Here is a 24605-nt window from a genome sequence, read left to right as displayed (position 1 = left end):
GTCCGTCTCCTTCTTTCTTCCACAATTGTGCTTCCGCCGGCGACGGGATGCCTGGTCATCAGGTCAGTCGTCGTCGCCGTGCAGCCGTCGGCGTACCGACAGCAGCTCCACTTCGGGCCGTGCGGCGACCAGGCGCTCGCAGCGGTCCATGATTTCGGTGAGATGCCCCGTGTCCCCGGAGACCACCGCCAGGCCGATGGTGGCCCTGCGGTGCAGATCCTGGTCCCCGACCTCCGCGACGCTCACCGCGAATTTGCGGTGCAGCTCGGCGACGATCGGGCGGACGACGGAGCGCTTCTCCTTCAGCGACCGTACGTCGCCGAGAAGCAGGTCGAAGGACAGCGTCCCTACGTACATGCAAGACGGGTCGAGCCACCCGTGGGGCCTTAGGAGTCCGTTGTCTTTTCGAACCGTACACGGAACGGCCGGGGCCGATCGACGGAAATATCTTCCGCCGACCGGCCCCGGCCTGCTGCCCGATCAGCCGCGCGGCTTCTCGCGCATCTCGTACGTCGCGATGACGTCGTCGATCTTGATGTCGTTGAAGTTTCCGAGGTTGATACCGCCCTCGAAGCCTTCGCGGATCTCGGTGACGTCGTCCTTGAAGCGGCGCAGACCCTGGATGTTGAGGTCCTCCGCGACCACCTTGCCGTCGCGGATGAGGCGCGCCTTGGTGTTGCGCTTGACCTCGCCGGAGCGGATGAGCACACCCGCGATGTTGCCGAGCTTGGACGAGCGGAAGATCTCGCGGATCTCCGCGGTACCGAGCTCGACCTCCTCGTACTCCGGCTTGAGCATGCCCTTGAGGGCCGCCTCGATCTCCTCGATCGCCTGGTAGATGACCGAGTAGTACCGGACGTCGACGCCCTCGCGCTCGGCCATCTGCGTCGCACGGCCTTCGGCGCGCACGTTGAAGCCGATGACGATCGCGTCGGAGCCGGACGCCAGGTTGATGTCGGTCTCCGTGACCGCACCGACGCCGCGGTGCAGCACCCGGATGTCGACCTCTTCGCCGACGTCGAGCTGGAGCAGCGAGGACTCCAGGGCTTCGACGGAACCGGAAGCGTCACCCTTGATGATGAGGTTGAGCTGCTGGACCTCGCCGGCCTTGAGCACCTTGTCCAGGTCCTCGAGGGACACCCGGCGGGTGCGCTTGGCGAAGGCGGCGTTGCGCTCGCGCGCCGCGCGCTTCTCGGCGATCTGACGGGCCGTACGGTCCTCGTCGACGACCAGGAAGTTGTCGCCGGCGCCCGGGACGTTGGTCAGACCCAGGACCAGGACGGGGGTCGACGGACCCGCTTCCTCGACGTTGTTGCCCTTGTCGTCGAACATCGCACGGACCCGGCCGTATGCGTCGCCGACGACCATCGTCTCGCCGACGCGCAGCGTGCCGCGCTGGACCAGGACGGTCGCCACGGCGCCGCGGCCACGGTCGAGGTGGGCCTCGATCGCGATGCCCTGTGCGTCCTGCTCCGCGTTGGCGCGCAGGTCGAGCGAGGCGTCCGCGGTCAGGACCACGGCCTCGAGCAGCTGCTCGATGTTCAGGCCCTCACGGGCGGAGATGTCGACGAACATGGTGTCGCCGCCGTACTCCTCGGCCACCAGACCGAACTCGGTGAGCTGGCCGCGCACCTTGGTCGGGTCGGCGCCCTCGACGTCGATCTTGTTGACCGCGACCACGATCGGCACCTCGGCCGCCTTGGCGTGGTTCAGGGCCTCGATCGTCTGCGGCATGACACCGTCGTTGGCCGCCACCACGAGGATCGCGATGTCGGTCGACTTGGCACCACGGGCACGCATGGCGGTGAACGCCTCGTGACCGGGGGTGTCGATGAAGGTGATGCGCCGCTCTTCGTCGTTGACCTCGGTCGCGACCTGGTAGGCACCGATGTGCTGGGTGATGCCGCCGGCCTCGCCCGCGATGACGTTCGTCTTGCGGATCGCGTCGAGCAGCCGGGTCTTACCGTGGTCGACGTGACCCATGACGGTCACCACCGGCGGACGCGCGACGAGCATGTCCTCGCCGCCCTCGTTCTCACCGAAGTCGATGTCGAAGGACTCGAGCAGCTCGCGGTCCTCCTCCTCCGGGCTGACGATCTCGACGACGTAGTTCATCTCTTCGGCGAGCAGCTGGAGCGTCTCGTCGGAGACCGACTGGGTCGCGGTGACCATCTCGCCCAGGTTCAGCATGACCTGGACCAGCGACGCCGGGTTGGCGTTGATCTTCTCGGCGAAGTCCGTCAGCGAGGCACCACGCGACAGGCGAACCGTCGCGCCGTTGCCGCGCGGCAGCATGATGCCGCCCACCGACGGGGCCTGCATGGCCTCGTACTCCTGACGCCTCTGCCGCTTCGACTTGCGGCCACGACGCGCCGGACCGCCGGGACGGCCGAACGCACCCTGCGTGCCACCACGGCCACCGGGACCGCCGGGACGGCCACCGAAGCCGGGACGACCGCCGAAGCCGCCGCCACCACCGGGACCGCCGCCACCGGGACGACCGGCGAAACCGCCGCCACCACCCGGACGACCGCCGCCACCACCGGGACGACCGGCGAAACCGCCGCCACCACCGGGACGACCGCCGCCACCGGGGCGACCGGCGCCGCCGGGACCACGGCCACCGCCACCGCCGGGGCCCGGACGCGGGCCGGCAGCGGGACGCTGCGGCATCATGCCCGGGTTCGGGCGGTTACCGCCGCCGCCACCGGGACGCGGGGCGCCACCGGGGGCCGCACCCTGCGGACGGGGCATACCGCCCGGGGTCGGACGCGCGCCGCCCTGACCACCCTGGGGACGGGGACCGCCCTGGCCGCCCTGCGGACGCGGACCGCCGGGGCCACCCTGGCCGCCGGGACGCGGGGCGCCACCGGGACGGGGGGCCTGCGGACGGGCCATGCCCGTGGAGCCACCGGAGGTGAAGGGGTTGTTGCCCGGACGGGGACCGGACGGACGACCGCCGGGACGCGGGCCCGGACGCTCGCCACCGGGACGCGGGGCGTTACCGCGGCCCTGGCCGCCCTGACCACCCTGGCCGGGCGCCGGACGGGCCGGACGCGGGGCGGGGGCACCGGGACGGGGAGCCGACTGGCCGGCGGCCGGAGCGGCCGGCGGAGCCTGGAACTCGGGCTGCGCGGGGGCGGCCGGAGCGGGCTTGGGTGCCGCGGGGCGCGCCGGGGTGGGGCGCGGGCCCGGGGTGGGGCCGGCGGCGGGAGTGCTCTTGGGAGCCACCGGGGCCTCGGGGGCCTTCGGTGCCTCGGGGGCTGCCGGAGCCGCGGGGCCCGGCTTGGGGGCGCCCGGCTTCGGGGCAGCAGGACGCGCCGCCTGCGCCGGGGACGGCGCGGACGGCTTCGCGGGGGCCGACTTCCGCGGCGCCGCGGGCTTACCGGCGGCGCGGCCATTGCCGCTGCCTGCCTGGAAAGCGTCGGTCAACTTGCGAACAACCGGCGCCTCGATCGTCGAGGACGCCGAACGGACGAATTCACCAAGTTCTTGGAGCTTGGCCATGACGACCTTGCTCTCAACGCCGAACTCCTTGGCGAGTTCGTATACCCGGACCTTAGCCACTTCGCTCCTTCTAGGTCCGGGTTTGTCCACCGGACCGTCGCTACTTCATGGGCGTACTCATCGCGTACTCATCGAGTGCTCATCGCAATCTCGACCTACTTCCGACTCGCGAGGTACCTGACCGCACGGTTTTCCGTGCGCTGTGCATTTCGTGCTGTGCGTTATTGCAGGGGCTGCTCGGCACGCTCGACGGACCGGCGCAAGGCCGTCGTGTCGAACGGTCCCCGGGCCCGGTAGGCCCGGTTGAACGCCCGGCGGCGAACCGCCAGGTCGAGGCAGACCAGTGTCGGGTGCACATAAGCACCCCGGCCGGGCAGCGTACCGCGAGGATCGGGGACGCACTCACCCTCGATCTCCACGATGCGCAGCAAATCGCCCTTGGCCGCTCGCTCCCGGCATCCCAGACAGGTGCGCTCAGGGCATGCGCGGGCATGCGTCCGGCCAGACACTGCTTAAGTCTACCTCCCCGCGCCGCTCCGGCCCCGATGGGGTGAAGGCCGGACGGCTGCTCAGAATTCCCGGCCGGGCGCCGCGGCACCACCGATTTTCCGGGGCCCGCGGCGCGACCGGCCGCCTCGGACGGTCTCAGTCCTGCGGCGCGTGCTCGGTGTCCGGGCGGATGTCGATCCGCCAGCCCGTGAGACGGGCGGCGAGCCGGGCATTCTGCCCTTCCTTGCCGATGGCCAGTGACAGCTGGTAATCGGGCACGGTGACCCGGGCGGAGCGCGCCGCCAGGTCCACGACCTCGACCTTGCTGACCCGGGCCGGCGACAGCGCGTTCGCCACCAGCTCGGCCGGGTCGTCCGACCAGTCCACGATGTCGATCTTCTCGCCGTGCAGCTCGGCCATCACGGCGCGCACCCGGCCGCCCATCGGGCCGATGCAGGCACCCTTGGCGTTCAGGCCGGAGCGCGTGGACCGTACGGCGATCTTGGTGCGGTGGCCGGCCTCGCGGGCGATGGCGGAGATCTCCACCGAGCCGTCCGCGATCTCCGGGACCTCCATGGCGAAGAGCTTCTTCACCAGATTGGGGTGGGTGCGCGAGAGCGTCACGGACGGACCGCGGACGCCCTTGACCACCCGGACGACGTACGAGCGCAGCCGGGTGCCGTGTGCATAGTCCTCGCCGGGGACCTGCTCCTGCACCGGCAGGATGGCCTCCAGGCGGCCGATGTCGACCAGGACGTTCTTGGGGTCCTTGCCCTGCTGGACGACGCCGGTGACGACATCGCCCTCCCGTCCGGCGTACTCACCGAACGTGATCTCCTCCTCGGCGTCCCGCAGCCGCTGGAGAATGACCTGCTTGGCGGTGGTCGCCGCGATCCTTCCGAAGCCGGAGGGGGTGTCGTCGAACTCGCGGGGCTCCTCGCCCTCCGGCAGGTCCGAGAGGTCCTCGGCGTTCTCCTTCGCCCACACCGTCACATGACCGGTGTTGCGGTTCAGCTCCACCCGCGCCCGCCGGCGGCTGCCTTCGGTGCGGTGGTAGGCGATGAGGAGGGCCGACTCGATCGCCTCGACCAGCAGGTCGAACGAGATCTCCTTCTCCCGCACCAGACCCCGCAGGGCACTCATGTCGATATCCACGGCTACGCCTCCTCCTTGTTCTCGTCGATCTTCTCGTCGTGCTGCGCGTCGCGCTTGTCTGTCTTGTCGGGCTTACGGCTGAATTCCAGCTCGACGCGCGCCTTGGCGATCTCGTCGAAGGAGACCCGGCGGGCGGTCGGCTTGCGGCCCTTGACTCCCGGTACCTCGAGGTCCAGTCCGGAGTCGTCGACGGCGGTGATCCGCGCCACCAGCTCGCCGCCCTCGTGGAGTTGGGCCTTGATGAGGCGGCCGACGGCGCGGCGGTAGTGCCGCAGCTCGGTCAGCGGGCGGTCGGCGCCGGGTGAGGTCACCTCAAGGGTGTAGGGGGCGCCGCCCATCACATCGGTGTCGTCCAGGACCTGGGAGGCCTCGCGGCTCAGCGCGGCACACTCGTCCAGCTGGACGCCCTCGTCGGAATCGACCACGATCCTCAGCACCCGCCGCTTGCCTGCCGGTGTCACCTCGATCTCTTCCAGATCCAGGTCGCGCGCGGCGATGAGCGGTTCAAGCAGTCCGCGCAGCCTCTCGCTCTGGGTGGTGCTCATCCGGGTGACTCCTCGGCCGCGTGTGCTGTTGTGGGTAGGTCGCGTGTCGGGTCAAAGCCTATCGGTTCCGGCGGGGTACTGACGATTCGGTGGGTGGTCACGGATACTCTCGCCTGCGGTGATCACTACGGAAGACCCCGGGAAGTGCAACGTGCCGAAAGTGGCGTACGCGCGCAGAAGGACCCTGCTGGCCGGTGCCGCCCTCGGGGGCGCGGCCCTGCTCACGGGCTGCTCCGAGGACTCCGGCCCCGACCGGGCCGAACACTCCTCCGCCGCCGAACGGCTGCGCAAGCGCTCGGCCCGCGACAGCACGACCCTGCTGGCGCGCTATGACGCGACGCTGGCCGCGCATCCGGCGCTGGAGTCACGGCTGCGCCCGCTGCGCTCCGAAGTCGCCCGGCACGCCGAGGCGTTCGGCGACGAGCGGGCCGCGGCCTCGCCCGGCGGCGGCGCCTCCGACGGCCCCGCACACGACGCCGGAGCGCCCGCGTCCGGTCCGTCGCCGCACGGCGCCCGGCCGTCCGGCCCTCCGGTCCCCGAGGACGAGCGGGCCGCCCGCTCGGCGCTCGCCGACGCGGAACGCCGGCTCGCCGACACCCGCGCCAAGGCGCTGATCGCCGCGCCTCCGGAACTGGCCCGGCTGCTGGCCTCGGTCGCGGCGGCCGGTGCGGTGCACGCGTATCTGCTGGCGGAGCGGGCCGGATGACGGGCGCGGCGGGGCACCGGGCAGAAACCAGCGAAGGGGTGTGCGGATGACGGCCGGAACGGCTCGCGGCAGCAGGCGCGACAACGACGACGGCGGACCCGACGAGCTGACGGCGGTGCAGGCGGCGCTGGCCGCCGAGCATGCCGCGGTGTACGGCTACGGCGTGGTCGGCGGGCGGATCGCCGGTGACCGGCGCACCGAGGCACAGGCGGCGTACGACGGACACCGCGCCCGCCGGGACGCGCTGCGCCGCGTGGTGCGCGATCTGGGCGGCACCCCGCAGGCCGCGGCCGCCGCCTACGAGCTGCCCTTCCCGGTGCCCGACGCGGCCGCCGCGGCCCGGCTGGCGGCGGAGCTGGAGGACCGGCTGGCCGCCGTGTACGCGGATCTCGTACGGGCCGGCGGCGCGGTCCGGCGGCGGGAGGCGGCGGCCGCGCTGCGGGAGGCGGCGGTGCGGTCGGTGCGCTGGCGCGGCGGCGGCGTAGCCTTCCCTGGGCTCGTGGAGCGGGCCGCGGAGGCCGCCCCGTCCGGCTCCGCGAGCGCCGCCGCGGGCGCGCTCTGAACGACCGGCCGCTCCGCGGTCTCCGCCACCGGGAAAGGGACAGCTCACGCATGGCAACCGCACCCATCGAACCGCCGCAGCGGTTGGTGAGTTCGCTGAGCGGCGATCCGGAAAGTCCGGTGCGGCAGTGGCTCACGGCACTGCCGACGCTGGTTCAGCAGCAGCTGGCGGCCTGGGAGCTGACGCTGGAACGGGTGCACGCGCCCGGCGGCCGCAGCAGTCTGCTCGCGTTCGTACGGCAGCAGGACGGGACGCCCGCGGCGCTGAAGTTCCCGGTGCCGGGGCGGGTGTCGGCGCACGAGGGCGCGGCGCTGGAGGTGTGGGACGGCTGGGGCGCGGTGCGGCTGCTGCGGTCCGACGAGAAGAGCGGCGCGCTGCTGCTGGAGCGGCTTCAGGGCGGGGTGTCGCTGCGTTCGCTGCCGGAGGCCAAGGCGGTGCTGGAGGCGGCCGGCACGGTGCGGCGGCTGTGGGTGGAGCCCGCCGCCGGGCATCCCTTCGAGACGCTGGCCGGGCGTACGGAGGAGGCCGTGGAGGGGCTGCGCACGGCCGGGGCACTGACCCGGGCCGCCGGGCCGCTGGTGGAGCAGGCGCTGGAGCTGCGGCGTGGTCTGCCGGCCGGGTCCGGGGAGCAGTTCCTGCTGCACGGCGCGTTCCGGCAGGGCAAGGTGCTGGCCGGTGCGCGGGCGCCCTGGCTGGCGGTCGGCCCGTCGCCGGTGGTCGGCGAGCGGGCGTACGACCTGGCGGCGCTGGTGCTGGACCGGTTCGAGGATCTGCTGGCCGGTTCCGGCGCGGCCGCCGCGGCCCGCCGCCGGGTGGCCAAACTGGCCGACTCCCTGGAGGTGGACCGGGACCGGCTGCGCGAATGGACGCTGTACCGGGCGGTGGACACCGGCGTACGGGAGGCGGCCGTGGGCGACCGTCAGCGCGGGGAAGCGCTGCTGGAGTTCGCGGCCTGGCTGTAGGCCCTGCCCGGCGGGTCGGTGCACAGGCGAACGGGCCGGCCGGGGCGCACCCCCGGCCGGCCCGTTCGCCGTACGCCGGTTACGCGCTGAGGCGGGCGACGGCCTCCTCGACCGTCAGCTCCTCGCGCTCGCCGGTACGGCGGTCCTTGACCTCGACGACGCCCTCGGCGGCGCGCCGGCCGGCGACCACGATGGTCGGGACGCCCAGCAGCTCGGCGTCGGTGAACTTCACACCCGGCGAGACACCGGCCCGGTCGTCGACGAGGACCCGCAGGCCCGCGGCGCCGAGCTGCTCGCCGACCTCCAGGGCGAGCTCGGTCTGCTTGGCCTTGCCGGCCGCCACGACATGCACATCGGCCGGGGCGATCTCGCGGGGCCAGCACAGGCCCTTGTCGTCGTGGGTCTGCTCGGCGAGGGCGGCCACCGCACGGGAGACGCCGATGCCGTACGAGCCCATGGTGACCCGGGCGGGCTTGCCGTTCTGGCCGAGCACATCGAGCTCGAAGGCGTCCGCGTACTTGCGGCCGAGCTGGAAGATGTGGCCGATCTCGATGGCGCGGTCGATCTTCAGGCCGGTGCCGCACTCGGGGCAGGGGTCGCCGGGCTCGACGACGACCACGTCGAGGTACTCGTCGACCTCGAAGTCCCGGCCGGCGACGACGTTCCTGGCGTGCTTGCCCTCCTTGTTGGCGCCGGTGACCCAGGCGGTGCCGGGGGCCACGCGCGGGTCGGCGAGGTAGCGGAACGCCTTGCCGGCCAGGCCCTGCGGACCGACGTAGCCGCGGACCAGGTCCGGGCGGTCGACGAAGTCCTCGGCGGTGACCAGCTCGACGGTGGCCGGTGCCAGGTGCTCACCGAGCTTGCCGAGGTCGACCTCGCGGTTGCCGGGGACCCCGACCGCGACGATCTCGCCGTCGACCTTGATCAAGAGGTTCTTGAGGGTCGCGGCGGCCGGTACCCCGAGGTACTCGGCGAGGGACTCGATGGTCGGGGTGTCGGGGGTGTCCAGCTCCTCGACGGGGCCGTGCGCGGAGCCGTCGGCCGGCTCGACCTTGACCGTGACGGCCTCGGTGTTGGCGGCGTAGTCGCAGGCCGGGCAGTCGACGAAGGTGTCCTCACCGGCCGCGGCGGGGGCCAGGAACTCCTCGGAGGCGGAGCCGCCCATCGCGCCGGAGACGGCGGAGACGATGCGGTAGTCCAGGCCGAGCCGCTCGAAGATCCTGGTGTAGGCCTCGCGGTGCAGGGCGTAGGACTGCGCCAGGCCCTCGTCGGTGGTGTCGAAGCTGTACGAGTCCTTCATCTGGAACTCGCGGCCGCGCAGCACACCGGAACGGGGGCGGGCCTCGTCGCGGTACTTGGTCTGGATCTGGTACAGGATCACCGGCAGGTCCTTGTAGGACGTGCACTGGTCCTTGACCGTGAGGGTGAAGATCTCCTCGTGGGTGGGGCCGAGGAGGTAGTCGGCGCCCTTGCGGTCCTTGAGGCGGAAGAGCAGGTCGCCGTACTCCTCCCAGCGGTTGCTGGCCTCGTAGGGCTCCTTGGGCAGCAGGGCCGGCAGCAGGACCTCCTGGCCGCCGATGGCGTCCATCTCCTCGCGCACCACGCGGGAGACGTTCTCCAGGACCTTCTTGCCCAGCGGCAGCCACGTCCAGATGCCGGCGGAGGAGCGGCGGACGTAACCGGCGCGGACGAGCAGCTTGTGGCTGGCGGTCTCGGCGTCGGCCGGGTCGTCGCGCAGTGTCTTGATCATCAAGCGGGACATGCGCTGGACCTGTGCGGCGTGGGCCATGGGAGATTCTCCTGCGTAAGAAAGGTGACTCCCTGGAGATTAGCCGCCTGGGTGTGGCACGACGAAATGCGATACCGCTGCGCTTGGCCTGTCTCCCGCGTTTTCGGCTTTCCCGCCGTGGTGGTTTCTCGCCGTTGCGCCTGCGGCGGGCGGTGCCGCTGCGCGGGGCTGTCGGGTGCGGTGACGGACCTCCGGGGCAGGGGTGTGGGACTGCTTCGCTTTACGTCCCACACCCCTGCCCCTCCGGCCCGTCCCCTCCCGTGGGATGGGTGGGAAAACGGTTGGTGGGGGCTGCTCTGAGTGGTCCGCTACCCCCCTCGGGGACGCAGTGAAACGACTAACGGCGGCCAGCCCCCACCCACCGTTACTACTCCCCCAACGGGAGGGGACGGGCCGGAGGGGCCTGGTGTGTGGACGTAAAGCGAAGCAGTCCACACACCAGGCCCCTCCGGCCCGTCACCGCACCCACAAACCACCCAGCCCGCCGCAGGCGCCACGGCGAGAAACCACCACGGCGGGACAGACAAAAACGTGGGCGGAAGGTCAAGGACGCTTCAGCGGGAGGGGCGCCCCCATCACCGCGTACGGCGTGGGCGCGCTGGGGAAGAGGACGCGGCGGGCCAGGTCGTGGTAGCCGAGGGAGCGGTAGAGGCGGCGGGCGGGGCTCTCGGTGTCGATGGCCGAGAGGATGGAGCGCGGTTCGGCGGCCTCGTCGGTGATGCGGGTGATCAGTGAGCGGCCGAGGCCGCGGTGCTGGTAGCCGGGGTGGACATGCAGCTCGGTGATGGTGAAGGAGTCGTCGAGCCAGTGGTCGAGGCGCTCGTTGCGGAGGTAGGGCTCGACGACGGTGGACCACCAGTGGGCGCGGTCGTTGGGCATGCCGTAGACGAAGCCGACCAGCCGGCCGTCGGGGGTGGTGGCGCCGAGCGCGCGGGCGCCGGGGCAGCCGAGGTGGCGCAGCACGATGTGCCGGCGGACGGCGATCTCCTCGTCGCTCAGGCCGAAGGCGAGCGCCTGGACGGCCAGCGCGTCATCCACGCGGGCAGCGAGATCAAGGGGGCCGACCGCGACGTCATCCATGCTCGGAGCGTACAAGGCGGTGGGTCAGAACAGTACGCTCATGAACGCTCCGACTTCCTCGAAGCCCACCCGGCGATAGGAGGCGCGGGCCGCGGTGTTGAAGTCGTTGACGTAGAGGCTGACGACGGGGGCGACGTCGCTGAGGGCATAGCGCAGCACGGCGGCCATCCCGGTCTCGGAGAGGCCCTTGCCGCGATAGGCGGGGTCGACCCAGACGCCCTGGATCTGGCAGGCCCGCGGGGTGGCGGCGCCGATCTCGGCCTTGAAGATGACCTTGCCGTTCTCCATCCGGGCGAAGGAGCGGCCGGCGCCGACGAGTTCGGCGACTCTGGCCTGGTAGAGCAGTCCGCCGTCGCCGGCCATCGGGGAGATGCCGACCTCTTCGGTGAACATGGCCACGCACGCGGGCATGATCAGGTCCATCTCGTTCTTGCGGATCCGCCGGACGTACGGGTCGGGGGCGATCTCGGCGGACGGTGCGGTGGTGACCATCAGGGGCTGGTGGGCGCGGATGTCGCGGGCCGGTCCCCAGTAGGGCTCCAGCAGCGACCACAGTTCGGCGGTGGCTTCCGCGGGGCCGACGATGGACGAGCAGCGGCGGCCCTGGCGGCGGGCGCGCTCGGCGAAGCCGTGGATGGCTTCGGAGGTGGCGCAGACGGGGACGAGGTTGGCGCCGGCGTAGCAGAGCGACTCCAGGCGGCCGTCCACGTACCAGCCCCACATCTCGCCGCCCAGCCGCCAGGGGTCGAGGCCGGCGATCTGAACGCGGGCGGCGACGAAGGCATTGGCGACCGGATCGCGGTCGAGGACCGCGAGGGCGTCGTCGAGCTCCCCGGGCTCGAGGACCTTGATGGCGGTGGTCGTCAGCACGTGTCGGAAAGCCTCACCGTTACGGGCCTGGGAGGCCAGGCGGGAGCAGGTCTTGGCACTTTACCTCCCCCCGCGCGGGAGCACCCGGCCGCTGCGGGGGCGGATCGTGCCGGGCAGCGCGGAGCCCCGCGGCCCGGGGCGGGCGCGGGGCTCGGCGGCGGTGCTGAGGGCCGTGGGTCAGCCGGCGACGGCCACGGTCGGCTCGCCGGAGGCGATGCCGTCCTTCTCCATCTGCTCGGCGATCTTCATGGCCTCTTCGATGAGGGTCTCGACGATCTTCGACTCGGGGACGGTCTTGATGACCTCGCCCTTGACGAAGATCTGGCCCTTGCCGTTGCCGGAGGCGACACCGAGGTCGGCCTCGCGGGCCTCGCCGGGGCCGTTGACGACGCAGCCCATGACGGCGACGCGCAGCGGCACCTCCATGCCGTCCAGGCCCGCGGTGACCTCGTCGGCGAGCTTGTAGACATCGACCTGGGCGCGGCCGCAGGACGGGCAGGAGACGATCTCCAGCCGGCGCTGGCGGAGGTTGAGCGACTCCAGGATGGAGATGCCGACCTTGACCTCTTCGGCGGGCGGTGCGGACAGCGAGACGCGGATGGTGTCGCCGATGCCCTCGCTGAGCAGGGCGCCGAAGGCGACGGCGGACTTGATGGTGCCCTGGAAGGCCGGGCCGGCCTCCGTGACGCCGAGGTGGAGGGGGTAGTCGCACTGGGCGGCGAGCTGCCGGTAGGCGTTGACCATCACGACCGGGTCGTTGTGCTTGACCGAGATCTTGATGTCGCGGAAGCCGTGCTCCTCGAAGAGGGACGCCTCCCACAGCGCGGACTCGACGAGCGCCTCGGGGGTGGCCTTGCCGTACTTCTGGAGCAGGCGGCGGTCGAGGGAGCCGGCGTTGACGCCGATCCGGATCGGGGTGCCGGCGTCGCCGGCCGCCTTGGCGATCTCCTTGACCTTGTCGTCGAACTGCTTGATGTTGCCGGGGTTGACCCGGACCGCGGCGCAGCCGGCGTCGATGGCGGCGAAAACATACTTCGGCTGGAAATGGATGTCCGCGATGACCGGAATCTGTGACTTCCGGGCGATCACGGGCAGCGCATCGGCGTCGTCCTGCGTCGGGCAGGCGACCCGGACGATCTGGCAGCCGGAGGCCGTCAGCTCGGCGATCTGCTGCAATGTCGCGCCGATGTCGGACGTCCGCGTGGTCGTCATCGACTGCACCGAGACCGGTGCGTCTCCGCCCACGGCGACCGGACCGACCTGGATCTTGCGGCTGACCCGTCGGTCGGCAAGTTTGGTCGGTACGTCCGGCATTCCCAGTGAAATGGCAGTCATCTGGCGAGCAACCCCAAGGTGTGGATCAAGGCCCCGCAGCGGCGGGCTCCGGTCTTCGAGATTACGGCACAGGAGTCGCGGCAAGCACATCGCGCCCGTGTGGTGCCACGAATGGGACGGCCGGGCACCTCCAAACGCCACAGAGGTGCCCGGCAAACGCCACGGAGGTGCCCGGCCGCCGCCAAACCTGTTTTCAGGTCAGCTTCACCGGATTCACCACGTCCGCGACCAGAACCAGCAGCGTGAAGCAGATGAAGATCCCGGCGACGACGTAGGCGACCGGCATCAGCTTGGCCACGTCGAAGGGGCCGGGGTCCGGACGCCGGACGATCTTGGCGAAGGCCCGCCGGATCGACTCCCACACGGCACCGGCGATGTGCCCGCCGTCCAGGGGCAGCAGCGGCAGCATGTTGAACAGGAACAGCGAGAGGTTGAAGCCGGCGACCAGGAAGAGCATGGTCGCCACCCGCTGCTCCGGCGGAATGTCCAGGGAGAAGACCTCGCCACCGACCCGGGCCGCACCGACCACGCCCATCGGGGAGTCCTGCTTGCGCTCGCCGCCGTTGAAGGCCGCGTCCCACAGGTCCGGCACCTTGGCGGGCAGGTTTATCAGCGAGGAGACGCCCTGCTCGACCATGTTGCCCATGCGGTCGACGGACTGGCCGAAGGACTGCTGGACGACGCCGCTGGCCGGGGTGAAGCCGAGGAAGCCGGCGGTGACGAATTCGCCGGGGACATAGCCGCCGCGGCCGTCGGTCTTGGCGACCTTGTTCTCGATCAGGTCGGCATGCAGGGTCTTGCGCGCGCCGTGCCGTTCGACGACGAGTGTCGCGGGCCCGGTGGTGTCGCGGATCTGCTGCTGGAGGGCGCCCCAGTCCGGCACGGCGTGGCCGTTGAACGAGACGATCTTGTCGCCGGCCCGCAGGCCCGCGGCCTTGGCCGGGGAGTCCTTGGCGCCGGCCGGGCACTTGTCCGTCTTGGCCGCCGCCGAGATGACACACTCCGAGACCGAGCCGACCTGGGTGGTCTGGGTGTTGATGCCGAAGCCCATCAGGACGCTCATGAAGATCACGACCGCCAGGATCAGATTCATGAACGGCCCGGCGAACATCACGATGACGCGCTTCCAGGGCTTACGCGTGTAGAAGAGCCGCTTCTCGTCGCCGGGCCGGAGCTCCTCGAAGGCCGCCGAGCGGGCGTCCTCGATCATGCCGCGGAACGGAGAGGTGGAGCGGGCCTGGAGCTTTCCGTCGTCGCCGGGCGGGAACATGCCGATCATGCGGATGTAGCCGCCGAGCGGGACGGCCTTGATGCCGTACTCGGTATCGCCCTTCTTACGGGAGAAGAGCGTCGGCCCGAAGCCCACCATGTACTGCGGCACGCGGATACCGAACATCTTGGCCGTGGAGAGATGGCCGAGCTCGTGCCAGGCAATGGAGAACAGCAGGCCGACGACGAAGACGACTATGCCGAGGATGGTCATCCAGGTCGTCATGCGCGAGCCTCCGAAGGTGTCCGTGCCGCACGGGCGGCCAGTTCGCGGGCGCGGGCGCGCGCCCAGGTTTCCGCCTCCAGGACGTCCGCGACCGTCAGGGAGGTTCCCCGTGCGGGCGTGCCGTGCTCGGCGACCACTGCGGCGACCGTATCCACAATCCCTGTGAATGGCAGCCCGCCCTGGAGGAAGGCATCCACACATTCCTCGTTCGCCGCGTTGAAGACGGCGGGGGCGGTGCCGCCCAGATCACCAACCCGGCAGGCCAGCGAAACGGCGGGGAAGGCCTCCTCGTCCAGCGGGAAGAACTCCCAGGTCTGCGCCTTCGTCCAGTCCACGCCCGGGGCCGCGTCCGGGACCCGCTCGGGCCAGCCGATGCCCAGGGCGATCGGCATCCGCATGTCGGGCGGGCTGGCCTGGGCGAGCGTGGAGCCGTCGGTGAACTCCACCATCGAGTGGATGTAGGACTGCGGATGGACGACGACCTCGATGCGGTCGAAGGGGACGTCGAAGAGCAGATGCGCCTCGATGACCTCCAGGCCCTTGTTGACGAGGGTCGCGGAGTTGATGGTGACGACCGGGCCCATCGCCCAGGTGGGGTGGGCCAGCGCCTGCTCGGGTGTGACCCCGGCCAGCTCGCTCTTGGAGCGGCCGCGGAACGGGCCGCCGGAGGCGGTGACGACGAGCTTGCGGACCTCGGCGCGGTCGCCGCCGGCCAGCGCCTGGAAGAGCGCGGAGTGCTCGGAGTCGACGGGGATGATCTGGCCGGGCGCGGCGAGCGCCTTGACCAGGGGGCCACCGACGATCAGCGACTCCTTGTTGGCCAGCGCGAGCACCCGGCCCGCCTTGAGGGCGGCCAGCGTGGGGGCGAGCCCGATGGAGCCGGTGATGCCGTTGAGGACGGTGTGGCAGGGGGAGGCGGCCAGGTCGGTGGCCGCGTCGGGGCCGGCCAGGATCTCGGGCAGCGGCTCACCCGCGCCGTAGCGGTCCGCCAGCGCCGCACGCAGCGCGGGCACCGCGTCCTCGCGCGCCACGGCGACGGCGGTCACCCGCAGCTGGTGCGCCTGATCGGCGAGCAGCTCCACCCGGCCGCCGGCCGCGGAGAGCGCGGTCACCCGGAAACGGTCGGGGTTGCGCAGCACGATGTCGATCGCCTGGGTGCCGATCGATCCGGTCGAGCCGAGGATCACGATGTCGCGCGGGCCGCCGGGGTGCGGGGCGGCCGGCTCGAAACGCAGATGCGGGTGGGCGAGGGAGTCCGTCATGTGGTCCATTGTGGCCGGTCGCCGAGGGGGCCGGGACACCCAGGCCGGTCGGATGGATCATGCGGCTCGCCGGCGCGCCGCGGGACATGCCCCGGGGCCGGTCCGGTGGATCGCTGCCGGACCGGCCCCGGGCGTGCGGCCGAGGGACGTCAGCGGATGGGCCGCCGGACGTTGTCGGTCGTGCTCGGGCCCGGAGTGGCGTCGGCGATCCAGGGGCCGTCGCTGCTGGGGTCGATGATGCCCTCCTCCAGCCAGGCGTAGCTGCCGTCGAGGACTCCGGAGACGACCTTGCGGTCGAGTTCGTCGGTGTTGGTCCACAGCCGGCCGAACAGCTCCTCGACGCGGATCCGCGCCTGCCGGCAGAAGGCATCGGCCAACTGCTGCGCCTCACGGCCGTGGTCCCCGGTCTCCCGCAGATACTCGGCCCGTACACAGGCGGCGCTCATCGCGAAGAGTTCGGCACCGATGTCGACGATCCGGCCGAGGAAGCCCTGCTTGGTCTCCATCCGGCCCTGCCAGCGGGACATCGCGTAGAAGGTGGAGCGTGCGAGCTTGCGGGAGGTCCGCTCGACATACCGCAGATGACCCGAGAGGATGCCGAACTCCTGGTAGGTACGCGGGAGTTGGCCCGGTCCGGCGACGAGCTTGGGCAGCCAGCGGGCGTAGAACCCGCCGGCCCTGGCCGCCGCCCGGCCCTTGTCGGCGAGGGTCTTGTCGGGGTCGATGAGGTCGCCGGCGACCGACAGATGGGCGTCGACCGCCTCGCGGGCGATCAGCAGATGCATGATCTCCGTGGAGCCCTCGAAGATCCGGTTGATGCGCATATCGCGCAGCATCTGCTCGGCGGGGACCCCGCGTTCGCCGCGGGCGGCGAGCGAGTCGGCGGTCTCGAAGCCGCGGCCGCCGCGGATCTGGACCAGTTCGTCGGCCATCAGCCAGCCCATCTCCGAGCCGTAGAGCTTGGCGAGGGCGGCCTCGATGCGGATGTCGTTGCGGTTCTCGTCGGCCATCTGGGAGGACAGGTCGACGACCGCTTCGAGGGCGAAGGTGGTGGCCGCGATGAAGGAGATCTTCGCGCCGACCGCCTCGTGCCTGGCGACCGGCCGCCCCCACTGCTCGCGGGCCCCGGACCACTCGCGGGCGATCTTCAGGCACCACTTGCCGGAGCCGACGCACATCGCGGGCAGCGACAGCCTGCCGGTGTTGAGGGTGGTCAGGGCGATCTTCAGCCCGGCGCCCTCGGGGCCGATGCGGTTCGCGGCGGGGACCCGTACCTGGTGGAAGCGGGTGACGCCGTTCTCCAGGCCGCGCAGGCCCATGAACGCGTTGCGGTTCTCGACGGTGATGCCGGGCGAGTCCGCCTCGACGACGAAGGCCGTGATGCCGCCCTTGTGGCCCTCGGACGCGGGCACCCGCGCCATCACCACCAGCAGATCGGCGACCACGCCATTGGTGGTCCACAGCTTCACGCCGTCGAGCACATAGTCCGTACCATCCGGCACGGCCATGGTCGCCAGCCGGGCGGGGTCCGAGCCGACATCGGGCTCGGTCAGCAGGAAGGCCGAGATGTCCGTACGGGCGCAGCGGGGCAGGAAGGTCTCCTTCTGCTCCTTGGTGCCGAACAGCTTCAGCGGCTGGGGGACGCCGATCGACTGGTGTGCCGACAACAGCGCGCCGATGGCGGGGCTGGCGGTGCCGACCAGGGACAGCGCGCGGTTGTAGTAGACCTGGGTGAGGCCGAGGCCGCCGTACTTGGGGTCGATCTTCATCCCGAACGCGCCGAGCGCCTTGAGCCCGTCCACGGTCTCGTCCGGGATCTGCCCCTCGCGCTCGATCCGCCCCCCGTCGACCTCCGTCTCGCAGAATTCGCGCAGCGTGGCCAGGAACTTCTCGCCGCGGCGTACGTCGTCGACCGCGGGGGTGGGGTGCGGATGGATGAGGTCGAGCCGGAAGCGCCCCAGAAACAGTTCCTTGGCGAAGCTGGGCTTGCGCCAGTCCTGCTCGCGGGCCGCCTCGGCGACCTGGCGTGCTTCGCGCTCGGAAACGTTGCGGATGGATGGAGCGGTCATCAGGAGCTCACCTCGCCGCTGGGTCGGGAGTTCAGCGCCGGCGGCCGGTCGGCCGCTGGACAGCGCTACTTGTGAGAGTTACCCGATCCGCACGGGTTGCACCACTGGAGCTACCGGGCGCGGGTGGGTGTTCGGGCCACCGCACGCCATGGGGGACCTGTGCCCCGGCCCCGGACCGGGCCGGCCGGCCGCCCTCCGCCCTTCGGGGGGTGCGGCATACCGCGAGAGTTGTACACGCGGCGGTGTCTCCCCCCTGGTGGTACGGCCGCGGCTCCCCCTCAGACAGGAGGAAGCGGCGGGGGCGCGTCCCGTACGGTCAAGATCCGGCATGGCGGGAGACGATGCCGGAAACGGGGGACGCGGCGCGCTCCGGAAACAGGGTGCCGGAGCGCGCCGCGTGGAGAGGCCGGCGCCGGGGGGCGCGCCGGCCGGGGCCCGGACGGCGATACGGCCCGAGGGATGGCCGTCGCTGTCCACCGGTCCGGGCCGGGCCGGGTGTTACAGGGCGAGTCCGGTCAGGACCAGCACCCGCTCGTAGGTGTAGTCGTCCATCGCGAAGCGCACGCCCTCGCGGCCCACACCGGACTGCTTGACGCCGCCGTACGGCATCTGGTCGGCGCGGTAGGACGGCACATCGCCGATGATCACGCCGCCGACCTCCAGCGCGCGGTGGGCGCGGAAGGCGGTCTGCACGTCATGGGTGAACACGCCCGCCTGAAGGCCGAACTTGGAGTCGTTGACGGCTGCGAAGGCCGCGGCCTCCCCGTCGACCTTCTTGAGCGTGAGCACCGGGCCGAAGACCTCCTCGCAGGCGAGGGTGGCGTCGGCGGGCACGTCCTCCAGCACGGTCGGCGCGTAGGAGGCACCGTCGCGCTTGCCGCCCGCGAGCAGCTTCGCCCCGCGCTCCACCGCCTCGTCCACCCAGGACTCGACGCGCTGGGCGGCCTCCTCGTTGACCAGCGGGCCGACCTCGGTCGCGTCGTCCGACGGGTCGCCGGTGACCTGCGCCTCGACGGCCGCCACGATCTTCGGCACCAGCCGGTCGTACACGGAGGCGTCCGCGATGACCCGCTGCACCGAGATGCAGGACTGGCCGCCCTGGTAGTTGGAGAAGGTGGCGATGCGCTGCGCCGCCCAGTCCAGGTCCGCCTCGGAGGAGAAGTCCGGCAGGACGACGGCCGCGCCGTTGCCACCGAGCTCCAGGGTGCAGTGCTTGCGCGGCACCGAGTCGAGGATCGCGTAGCCGACCTTCTCGGAACCGGTGAAGGAGACCACCGGCAGCCGCTCGTCCTGGACCAGCGCCGGCATCCGGTCGTTGGGCACCGGGAGGATCGACCAGGAACCGGCCGGCAGGTCGGTCTCGGCCAGCAGCTCGCCGAGGATCAGGCCGGAGAGCGGGGTGGCCGGCGCCGGCTTGAGGATGATCGGCGCGCCGGCCGCGATGGCCGGGGCGACCTTGTGGGCGCAGAGGTTCAGCGGGAAGTTGAACGGGGCGATGCCCAGGACCGTGCCGCGCGGGAAGCGGCGGGTCAGCGCCAGCCGGCCGGCGCCGCCGGCGTCGGTGTCCAGCCGCTGCGCCTCGCCGCCGTTGAAGCGGCGGGCCTCCTCGGCGGCGAAGCGGAACACGGAGACGGCGCGGCCGACCTCACCGCGCGCCCACTTCATGGGCTTGCCGTTCTCCGCGGAGATCAGCCGGGCGATCTCCTCCGTACGCTCCACCAGCCGGCGGTGCACATGGTCCAGCGCGGCGGCCCGCACGTGCGCGGGGGTCGCGGCGAGCTCCTCCTGGACGGCGACGGAGGCCGCGATGGCCTCCTCGACCTGGGCCTCGGTGGGGACGCTCACCGTGCCGACGAGACGTCCGTCCCAGGGGGAGGTGACATCGAAGGTGGCCTCGCCGGTGGCCTCGCGGCCGGCGAGCCAAAAGGCGGTGGGGGCTGCATCAGTGGGGATCGGCACAGTGGAACCCGGCCCTTCAGAAGTGGTGGGTGGTGCGCATGGCTCAGGGAGCGTCTCTGCGGTTTTGACTCTGGACCCACGGTAGGGGTGCGGCGCCGTCGTGGCGTTTGTCCGAAGCGGCGTAATCACCACGCCCGTCTCTCCGCGGTGGAGGGGGCGTACGGGGCCGGTCCGGGGCGCGCGGCGGCGCGGGCTCCCGGACGCTCCCGGAGCCGGCCCTCCGGGGGTGGCTCGGCGCTTCCGACGCGCTCGTCTTCGATCCGCCGCGGCCTGCAAGAGGACAGCCTCCGGCTCCCTACCCGGGCGGCCACCGCGACGAACCAGCGGGGCGCCACCCTGGACCCCCGGCTTGGGGCCCCGCCCCGGGGCTTCGGGGCTTCGGGGCGCCCCAGCCCTCACTCCCCCTGCGGCGCCGAGGTCGCCTTGAGCGCCAGCCACAGCTCCATCCGCACATCCGCGTCGTCCAGCGAGCGCCCCAGGATCTCCTCCACCCGCCGCATCCGGTAGCGCAGCGTGTGACGGTGCACCCCCAGGTCGGCGGCGGCCGCGTCCCACTGGCCGTGCCGGGCGAGCCAGGCGCGCAGCGAGGCCACCAGATCGCCGCGGCCGGTCGCGTCGTGCTCGCGCAGCGCCCGCAGCAGCCCGTCCGCGAAGGCGCGGACCGCCTCGTCGGCGAGCAGCGGCAGTACGGACCCGGCCGCCACGTCCTCGTGCTCGACCAGCGCACGGCCGCGCCGCCGTGCCACCGAGAGCGCCTGTTCGGCCTGGCGGTAGGCGTTCGCGGCGGCGATCGGCCCGGTCGGCGCCGACAGCCCGACGGCCACCCACGCGCCGTTGCCCGACTCTGCCCGCGCCACCCGGCCCCGCGCCCGCGGCTGCGCACCGGCGCGGGCCTCGGCCTCGGCGGCGTAGGCGGCACAGGCGTCCGCGGCCGCCCCGCCGTCCGCGACCAGCACGATCAGCCGGCCGCCGTCCGGGACGGCGAGCACCGCCTCACCGGTCCGCGCGGCCGCGGAGTCCATCGCGTCGGCGAGCGCATCGAGCACCCCGACGGCCCCGGCTCCCGCACCGCCGCCCGGCGACGGCTCCTCACCGGCCACCGGTTCGGCGACCACCACCCGGAACGGCGCGTCCAGCAGCCCGCCGTAGAGCCGCCCGGCCACCGCCCGCGCATGGTCCGGCTCCCCCGCGAGCAGCATCTTCAGCACCGCGTCACCCAGCCGCTGCTCGGCGTCCTGAAGCGCCCGGGACCGCTCGGTGGTCAGGGTGAGCAGCGCGACCGCGGAGTGCACGGCATAGCGCTCGGCGGTGCCGAGCGGCGCGGCGGTCCCCACCGCGAGCACCCCGCGGGCCCGGCGCCCGGTGCCCAGCGACTGGAGCTCGACCCGGTCATCGCCGTCGGTGTCGCTGACGACCGAGCTGGCGGGGGCGGGCCGCTCCCGCAGCCGCCCGACGTCGTCGGTCAGCCGGGCCGCGCGGCGGGCGGCCCAGTCGGGGGCGGCGGCCACCACCGCGCCCGACGCGTCGTAGAGCGCGGCCCAGCCGTCCAGATGCGCCGCGAGCCGGGCCAGCAGCTCGGCCGGCCCCTCCGCGCTGAGCGCCGCCCGGGTCAGCTCCCGCTGCGCCTCGAACCCCGCGGTCACCGCGCGGTACTGGTCGGCGGCGACGGCGGCCGAGACCGCCTTGCTGATCGCGATGAACGGCGTCCTGCGCGGCACCCCGAGCAGCGGCAGCCCCTGCTCCCTGGCCGCGTCGACCAGCGCCTGCGGCACCCCCTCGTAATTCACCCCGACCGCGAACCCCAGCCCGACGACCCCGGCCTCCGCGACCCGCCGCACATATCTCCGGGTCGCCTCCGCATCCTCCGCGTCCAGCTTGAGCGCGGTGATCAGCAGCAGCTCACCGCCCTCCATGTACGGCACCGGATCGATCAGCTCACTGGCGTGCGCCCAGCGCACCGGCACGTCCAGCCGCTCCTCGCCCGCGAGCACGGTCAGCTTGAGCGCGGTGTGGTTGACCAGGGAAGCCAGGGTGTGCGGCATGGGACCTTCACGACGTCGACGACTACGAGGGACCGGCCGGCAACCGGCCACGAACCGGCCGATGCCCGCCCGACACCCGATTGATTACGCCGCCTCGTATGAACGGCCACTGCCGATTCTGCCTCAACGGAGGAATCGGGGGGACCACCATTCCAGCCCCCCACCCCTCCGTCCCGGGCAGGCGGCACGGGCGGTCCCCCGAGCCCCTCAGGACCGCAGATCCACCAGCACCGGCGGAGCATGCTCCCCGGCCACCGACGTCACGGACAGCACCGCATGCCCGGGCGGCACCGAATTCGCCAGATCCGACGCGGACCAGCGCTCCCGCTCGACGGTACGGACGGTGACGGCTTTGGCGGTCACGTTCTTGCCCGTGACCAGCCGCCGGATGGAGTGCATGACCTTGGTGAACGGCTCGTCGGAGACAATCTGCCGGTCGGTGACGTCCCGCGTCTCGACCCACGCCTTGCCCCACACCTCGGCGAACCGCGCCCCGTCCCAGGTGGTCACGCCCGCGAACGCCATCCGGCAGCCGACCGCACCGAGCAGGGTGCCGCGCAGCGCGTCGGGCACGTCGTCCAGGGAACGCAGCGTCAGCACGGCTCCCGCGTTCGCCGACCGCAGCCGCTGTAGTCCGCGCAGCGCCTCCTGCGTGATCACATGTGAGGCGTCGTCAAGCACCAGACAGGCGAAGACCGACCGGTCCGACCGAGCCACCGCGCACTCGGTGAACTGCGCCAGGACCAGCCGGGCCAGAATCCGCGCAGCCTCCGCGTGGCCGCGTTCGGGCAGATCGATCCGTACCCGCAGCGGATGATCCAGGGCCCGCAGCGACACCTGCCGCGCGCGCCCGGTCGGGTCGAAGAAGCCCGCGAACGCCGGCCGGTCCAGCAGCGCGATCCGGTCCGCGAGCAGCACCCCGGCGTCTCCCGGCCGTTCCGCCTGCCGCTCCCGGGCGTCCAGCTCCCGCAGCGCGCCGTGCTCACCGGCCGCCTCGAGCGTGGCCCGCAGCCCCGCCATTGCCTCTCGTGCCCCGTCCAGCAACTCCCGTAGCTCCGTCACGCGGGGGAACCGCCCGTGCGCCACCTGGAACGGTCCCAGCAACTGCCCCAGCACGGTGGCCGCCCGCCGCACATCGCCTCCGGGCAGCGTCGCCGCCACATCCCCTACCAGCGCCTCGGCCAGCATTCCGGCCGCCTCATCGGGGTCGGTCGTGCCGCCGTACAGGTCCAGATCGCACTCCGCGTCGCGGTGCCCGATCCTGACCACGGCGTCGAAGGCGTCCTCGGGCGCGGGTGCCGAGGCAGCCGTCCCGAGGGACACGACGGCGGCCCGCCCGGCCAGCGCCTGGAGGCAGAGGCTCTCAACCAGCGGGCGCACCAGGCGCGTTGTCTTTCCGCAACCGGGCGGGCCGACCGCCAGCAGCGAGGTGCCGAGCACCTCGGGTTCGAGCGCACAGCCCGTGCCGCGCCGCTCATAGGGGTTGCGTGCGTCTTCGGCCGCCGTGCCGATGCGCACCTGGGAGGTGAGGAGGTCGTGCGGTGCGGTCCGCGTCGTCAGATCGCGTGCCCCGGAGGGGTGCAGACACGCGGCGGCGCCGTGGTCGCGCACACTGTCGACGAAGGCCTGAAGCCGGCTCGGCTGTGCACGTACGGACTGCCAGGCACGGCTGATCCGCGCGTGATCGACATCGTTCATGAGCCCGGACCGGGCCTCGTGCGCCAGGCGGTCGGCGGCCCCGGGAGCGCCCGCGGCACGCAGGGCGGCCCACTCCGCCTGGTCCACCTGAAGCACCCGGGCGGTGGGATCGGCCGTCTTCTTGGCGTCGGACGTGCCCCGACGGCTCGGTGAGCCGTACCGACGACGCAGCTCCGGCAGGCAGGCGAACCGGCTGAAGACGGCCAGCAGCAGCCCGAGGTCGATCAGCGAAAAGCTGGTGGCGTAGTAGAAATACGACGCGGCCTCGCCCGACACCGGCGTCAGATGCTCCAGCTGAAGCATCAGGAGGGACGAGTCGGTCGTCTTGTCGATGCACCACTGCCAGAGAAGCCACACGAGCAGCAGGGTCACCGCCGCTCGCGCGAACAGCTGTCCGCCGGGGAGCGCAGCGGGTTCCTTGGGCGCGAGCCACGCGGGCAGCCGGTCCCAGACCCGGTTCGCCGCTGGGGCGAGCATCCGGCGGAACAGCGTGGGCCATCGCCCCACCCGGCCGAAGACGACGACGATCGCGCCGAGAACGAGGGCCATATAGATGAAGGACGAGATGATGTTGGCGTTGCCCGTCTTCCACGCGTCGGGGAGCATCACCTCGCGCGGCCACTTCCAGTAGGGGCCGAGGTAGTCGTTCATCAGCAACGACCAGATCAGCCACGCGCACAGGAACGAAATCACCGCCCCGGCGATCAGCTGCGGCACCGCGATCTCCTGCGGCTCCTCCTTGGGCCGGGGCTTGTGCTCGAAGGCCCAGACCCCTGGCCCTGCCAGGACCCGCGGAGCGCTCAGCCAGGCCATGAACGGGGACTGTGGTGCATCGCCCGGCCGGGTTTCGGAGCCCGCGGCCCGGCCGGCCGCGGCGGTCGGAGCGGCGAAGTGCGGCGCCGCACTGGGCCGCGGCGGCACGTCCGGGGGTGCCGCCGGCCGCGGCACCTGGTCGGAGCGGGTGTTGCGTGCGTCGTGCGTGCCCTCGGTGTCCATCCGGTGCCCCTTGTCCCCCTTGAGCCGTGGCCTGCCGCGGCCGGGGCGGCCGGCCGCGTTGTCATTGTCATGCCCGCGCTGGTG

Annotated in this window: 18 protein-coding genes; 3 read left to right on the top strand and 15 right to left on the bottom strand. The window is 72.2% G+C overall.

Features of this window, described 5'->3' with window-relative positions; all coding sequences use genetic code 11:
* Positions 1-63: 63 nt before the first annotated feature.
* The 5 genes from TU31_RS05260 to rimP form a co-directional block, all read right to left on the bottom strand.
* Entirely contained in the window at positions 64-357 is a 294-nt protein-coding gene (locus TU31_RS05260) for a DUF503 domain-containing protein (protein WP_042149524.1), read from the bottom strand.
* Between the two features lie 123 nt (positions 358-480).
* Entirely contained in the window at positions 481-3567 is a 3087-nt protein-coding gene (gene infB, locus TU31_RS36490; protein ID WP_078885544.1) for a translation initiation factor IF-2, read from the bottom strand.
* 161 nt (positions 3568-3728) lie between these two features.
* A complete protein-coding gene (locus TU31_RS05250) occupies positions 3729-4016 on the bottom strand; it encodes a YlxR family protein (RefSeq protein ID WP_042149520.1) in 288 nt (95 codons plus the stop codon).
* Positions 4017-4152: 136 nt separating this feature from the next.
* On the bottom strand, positions 4153-5151 hold the full coding sequence (gene nusA, locus TU31_RS05245) for a transcription termination factor NusA (RefSeq protein ID WP_042149517.1): 999 nt from the start codon (positions 5149-5151) through the stop codon (positions 4153-4155).
* 2 nt (positions 5152-5153) lie between these two features.
* A complete protein-coding gene (gene rimP / locus TU31_RS05240; RefSeq protein WP_042149513.1) occupies positions 5154-5696 on the bottom strand; it encodes a ribosome maturation factor RimP in 543 nt (180 codons plus the stop codon).
* 160 nt (positions 5697-5856) lie between these two features.
* On the opposite strand from rimP, the gene TU31_RS05235 reads away from it, so the two are divergent.
* The 3 genes from TU31_RS05235 to TU31_RS05225 are packed head-to-tail and all read left to right on the top strand — an operon-like array spanning position 5857 to position 7926.
* Positions 5857-6402 carry a hypothetical protein gene (locus tag TU31_RS05235; protein WP_042149510.1) on the top strand — a complete coding sequence of 182 codons (546 nt, stop codon included), beginning with the start codon at positions 5857-5859 and terminating at the stop codon, positions 6400-6402.
* Between the two features lie 46 nt (positions 6403-6448).
* The gene (locus TU31_RS05230; protein ID WP_042149507.1) at positions 6449-6964 is read left to right on the top strand and encodes a ferritin-like domain-containing protein; all 516 of its coding nucleotides are present in this window, start codon (positions 6449-6451) and stop codon (positions 6962-6964) included.
* A 50-nt stretch (positions 6965-7014) separates the two neighbouring features.
* On the top strand, positions 7015-7926 hold the full coding sequence (locus TU31_RS05225) for an aminoglycoside phosphotransferase family protein (protein ID WP_042149504.1): 912 nt from the start codon (positions 7015-7017) through the stop codon (positions 7924-7926).
* A 79-nt stretch (positions 7927-8005) separates the two neighbouring features.
* Here the strand turns inward: TU31_RS05225 and TU31_RS05220 are convergent, their stop codons facing one another.
* From TU31_RS05220 to TU31_RS05175, 10 genes are all read right to left on the bottom strand, one after another.
* On the bottom strand, positions 8006-9715 hold the full coding sequence (locus TU31_RS05220; RefSeq protein ID WP_042149502.1) for a proline--tRNA ligase: 1710 nt from the start codon (positions 9713-9715) through the stop codon (positions 8006-8008).
* Between the two features lie 543 nt (positions 9716-10258).
* Complete coding sequence (locus tag TU31_RS05215; RefSeq protein WP_042150028.1) at positions 10259-10795, bottom strand: GNAT family N-acetyltransferase; 537 nt, start codon at positions 10793-10795, stop codon at positions 10259-10261.
* A gap of 24 nt (positions 10796-10819) precedes the next feature.
* On the bottom strand, positions 10820-11665 hold the full coding sequence (locus tag TU31_RS05210; RefSeq protein WP_042149499.1) for a GNAT family N-acetyltransferase: 846 nt from the start codon (positions 11663-11665) through the stop codon (positions 10820-10822).
* A gap of 177 nt (positions 11666-11842) precedes the next feature.
* Positions 11843-13000 carry a flavodoxin-dependent (E)-4-hydroxy-3-methylbut-2-enyl-diphosphate synthase gene (gene ispG / locus TU31_RS05205; RefSeq protein WP_042149495.1) on the bottom strand — a complete coding sequence of 386 codons (1158 nt, stop codon included), beginning with the start codon at positions 12998-13000 and terminating at the stop codon, positions 11843-11845.
* Between the two features lie 193 nt (positions 13001-13193).
* Positions 13194-14495, bottom strand: a complete 1302-nt coding sequence (locus tag TU31_RS05200; protein ID WP_042149492.1) for a M50 family metallopeptidase — start codon at positions 14493-14495, stop codon at positions 13194-13196.
* Positions 14492-15757 carry a 1-deoxy-D-xylulose-5-phosphate reductoisomerase gene (gene dxr / locus TU31_RS05195; RefSeq protein ID WP_042149486.1) on the bottom strand — a complete coding sequence of 422 codons (1266 nt, stop codon included), beginning with the start codon at positions 15755-15757 and terminating at the stop codon, positions 14492-14494. Before dxr ends, TU31_RS05200 begins: the two co-directional genes overlap by 4 nt.
* 149 nt (positions 15758-15906) lie before the next feature.
* Positions 15907-17826 (bottom strand): acyl-CoA dehydrogenase family protein, encoded by a 1920-nt coding sequence (locus tag TU31_RS05190; protein ID WP_042149484.1) that lies wholly within the window; start codon positions 17824-17826, stop codon positions 15907-15909.
* A gap of 498 nt (positions 17827-18324) precedes the next feature.
* On the bottom strand, positions 18325-19785 hold the full coding sequence (locus TU31_RS05185; RefSeq protein WP_042149481.1) for an aldehyde dehydrogenase family protein: 1461 nt from the start codon (positions 19783-19785) through the stop codon (positions 18325-18327).
* A gap of 395 nt (positions 19786-20180) precedes the next feature.
* Complete coding sequence (locus TU31_RS05180; RefSeq protein WP_042149478.1) at positions 20181-21827, bottom strand: PucR family transcriptional regulator; 1647 nt, start codon at positions 21825-21827, stop codon at positions 20181-20183.
* 207 nt (positions 21828-22034) lie between these two features.
* Positions 22035-24521 carry a hypothetical protein gene (locus TU31_RS05175; RefSeq protein WP_042150025.1) on the bottom strand — a complete coding sequence of 829 codons (2487 nt, stop codon included), beginning with the start codon at positions 24519-24521 and terminating at the stop codon, positions 22035-22037.
* Positions 24522-24605 lie beyond the last annotated feature (84 nt).

The sequence above is a fragment of the Streptomyces lydicamycinicus genome, assembly GCF_000829715.2.
Classification (GTDB): Bacteria; Actinomycetota; Actinomycetes; order Streptomycetales; family Streptomycetaceae; genus Streptomyces; species Streptomyces lydicamycinicus.
The sequence above is the reverse complement of the archived record's forward strand: the minus strand, read 5'-3'. Positions and strand labels throughout refer to the sequence as shown.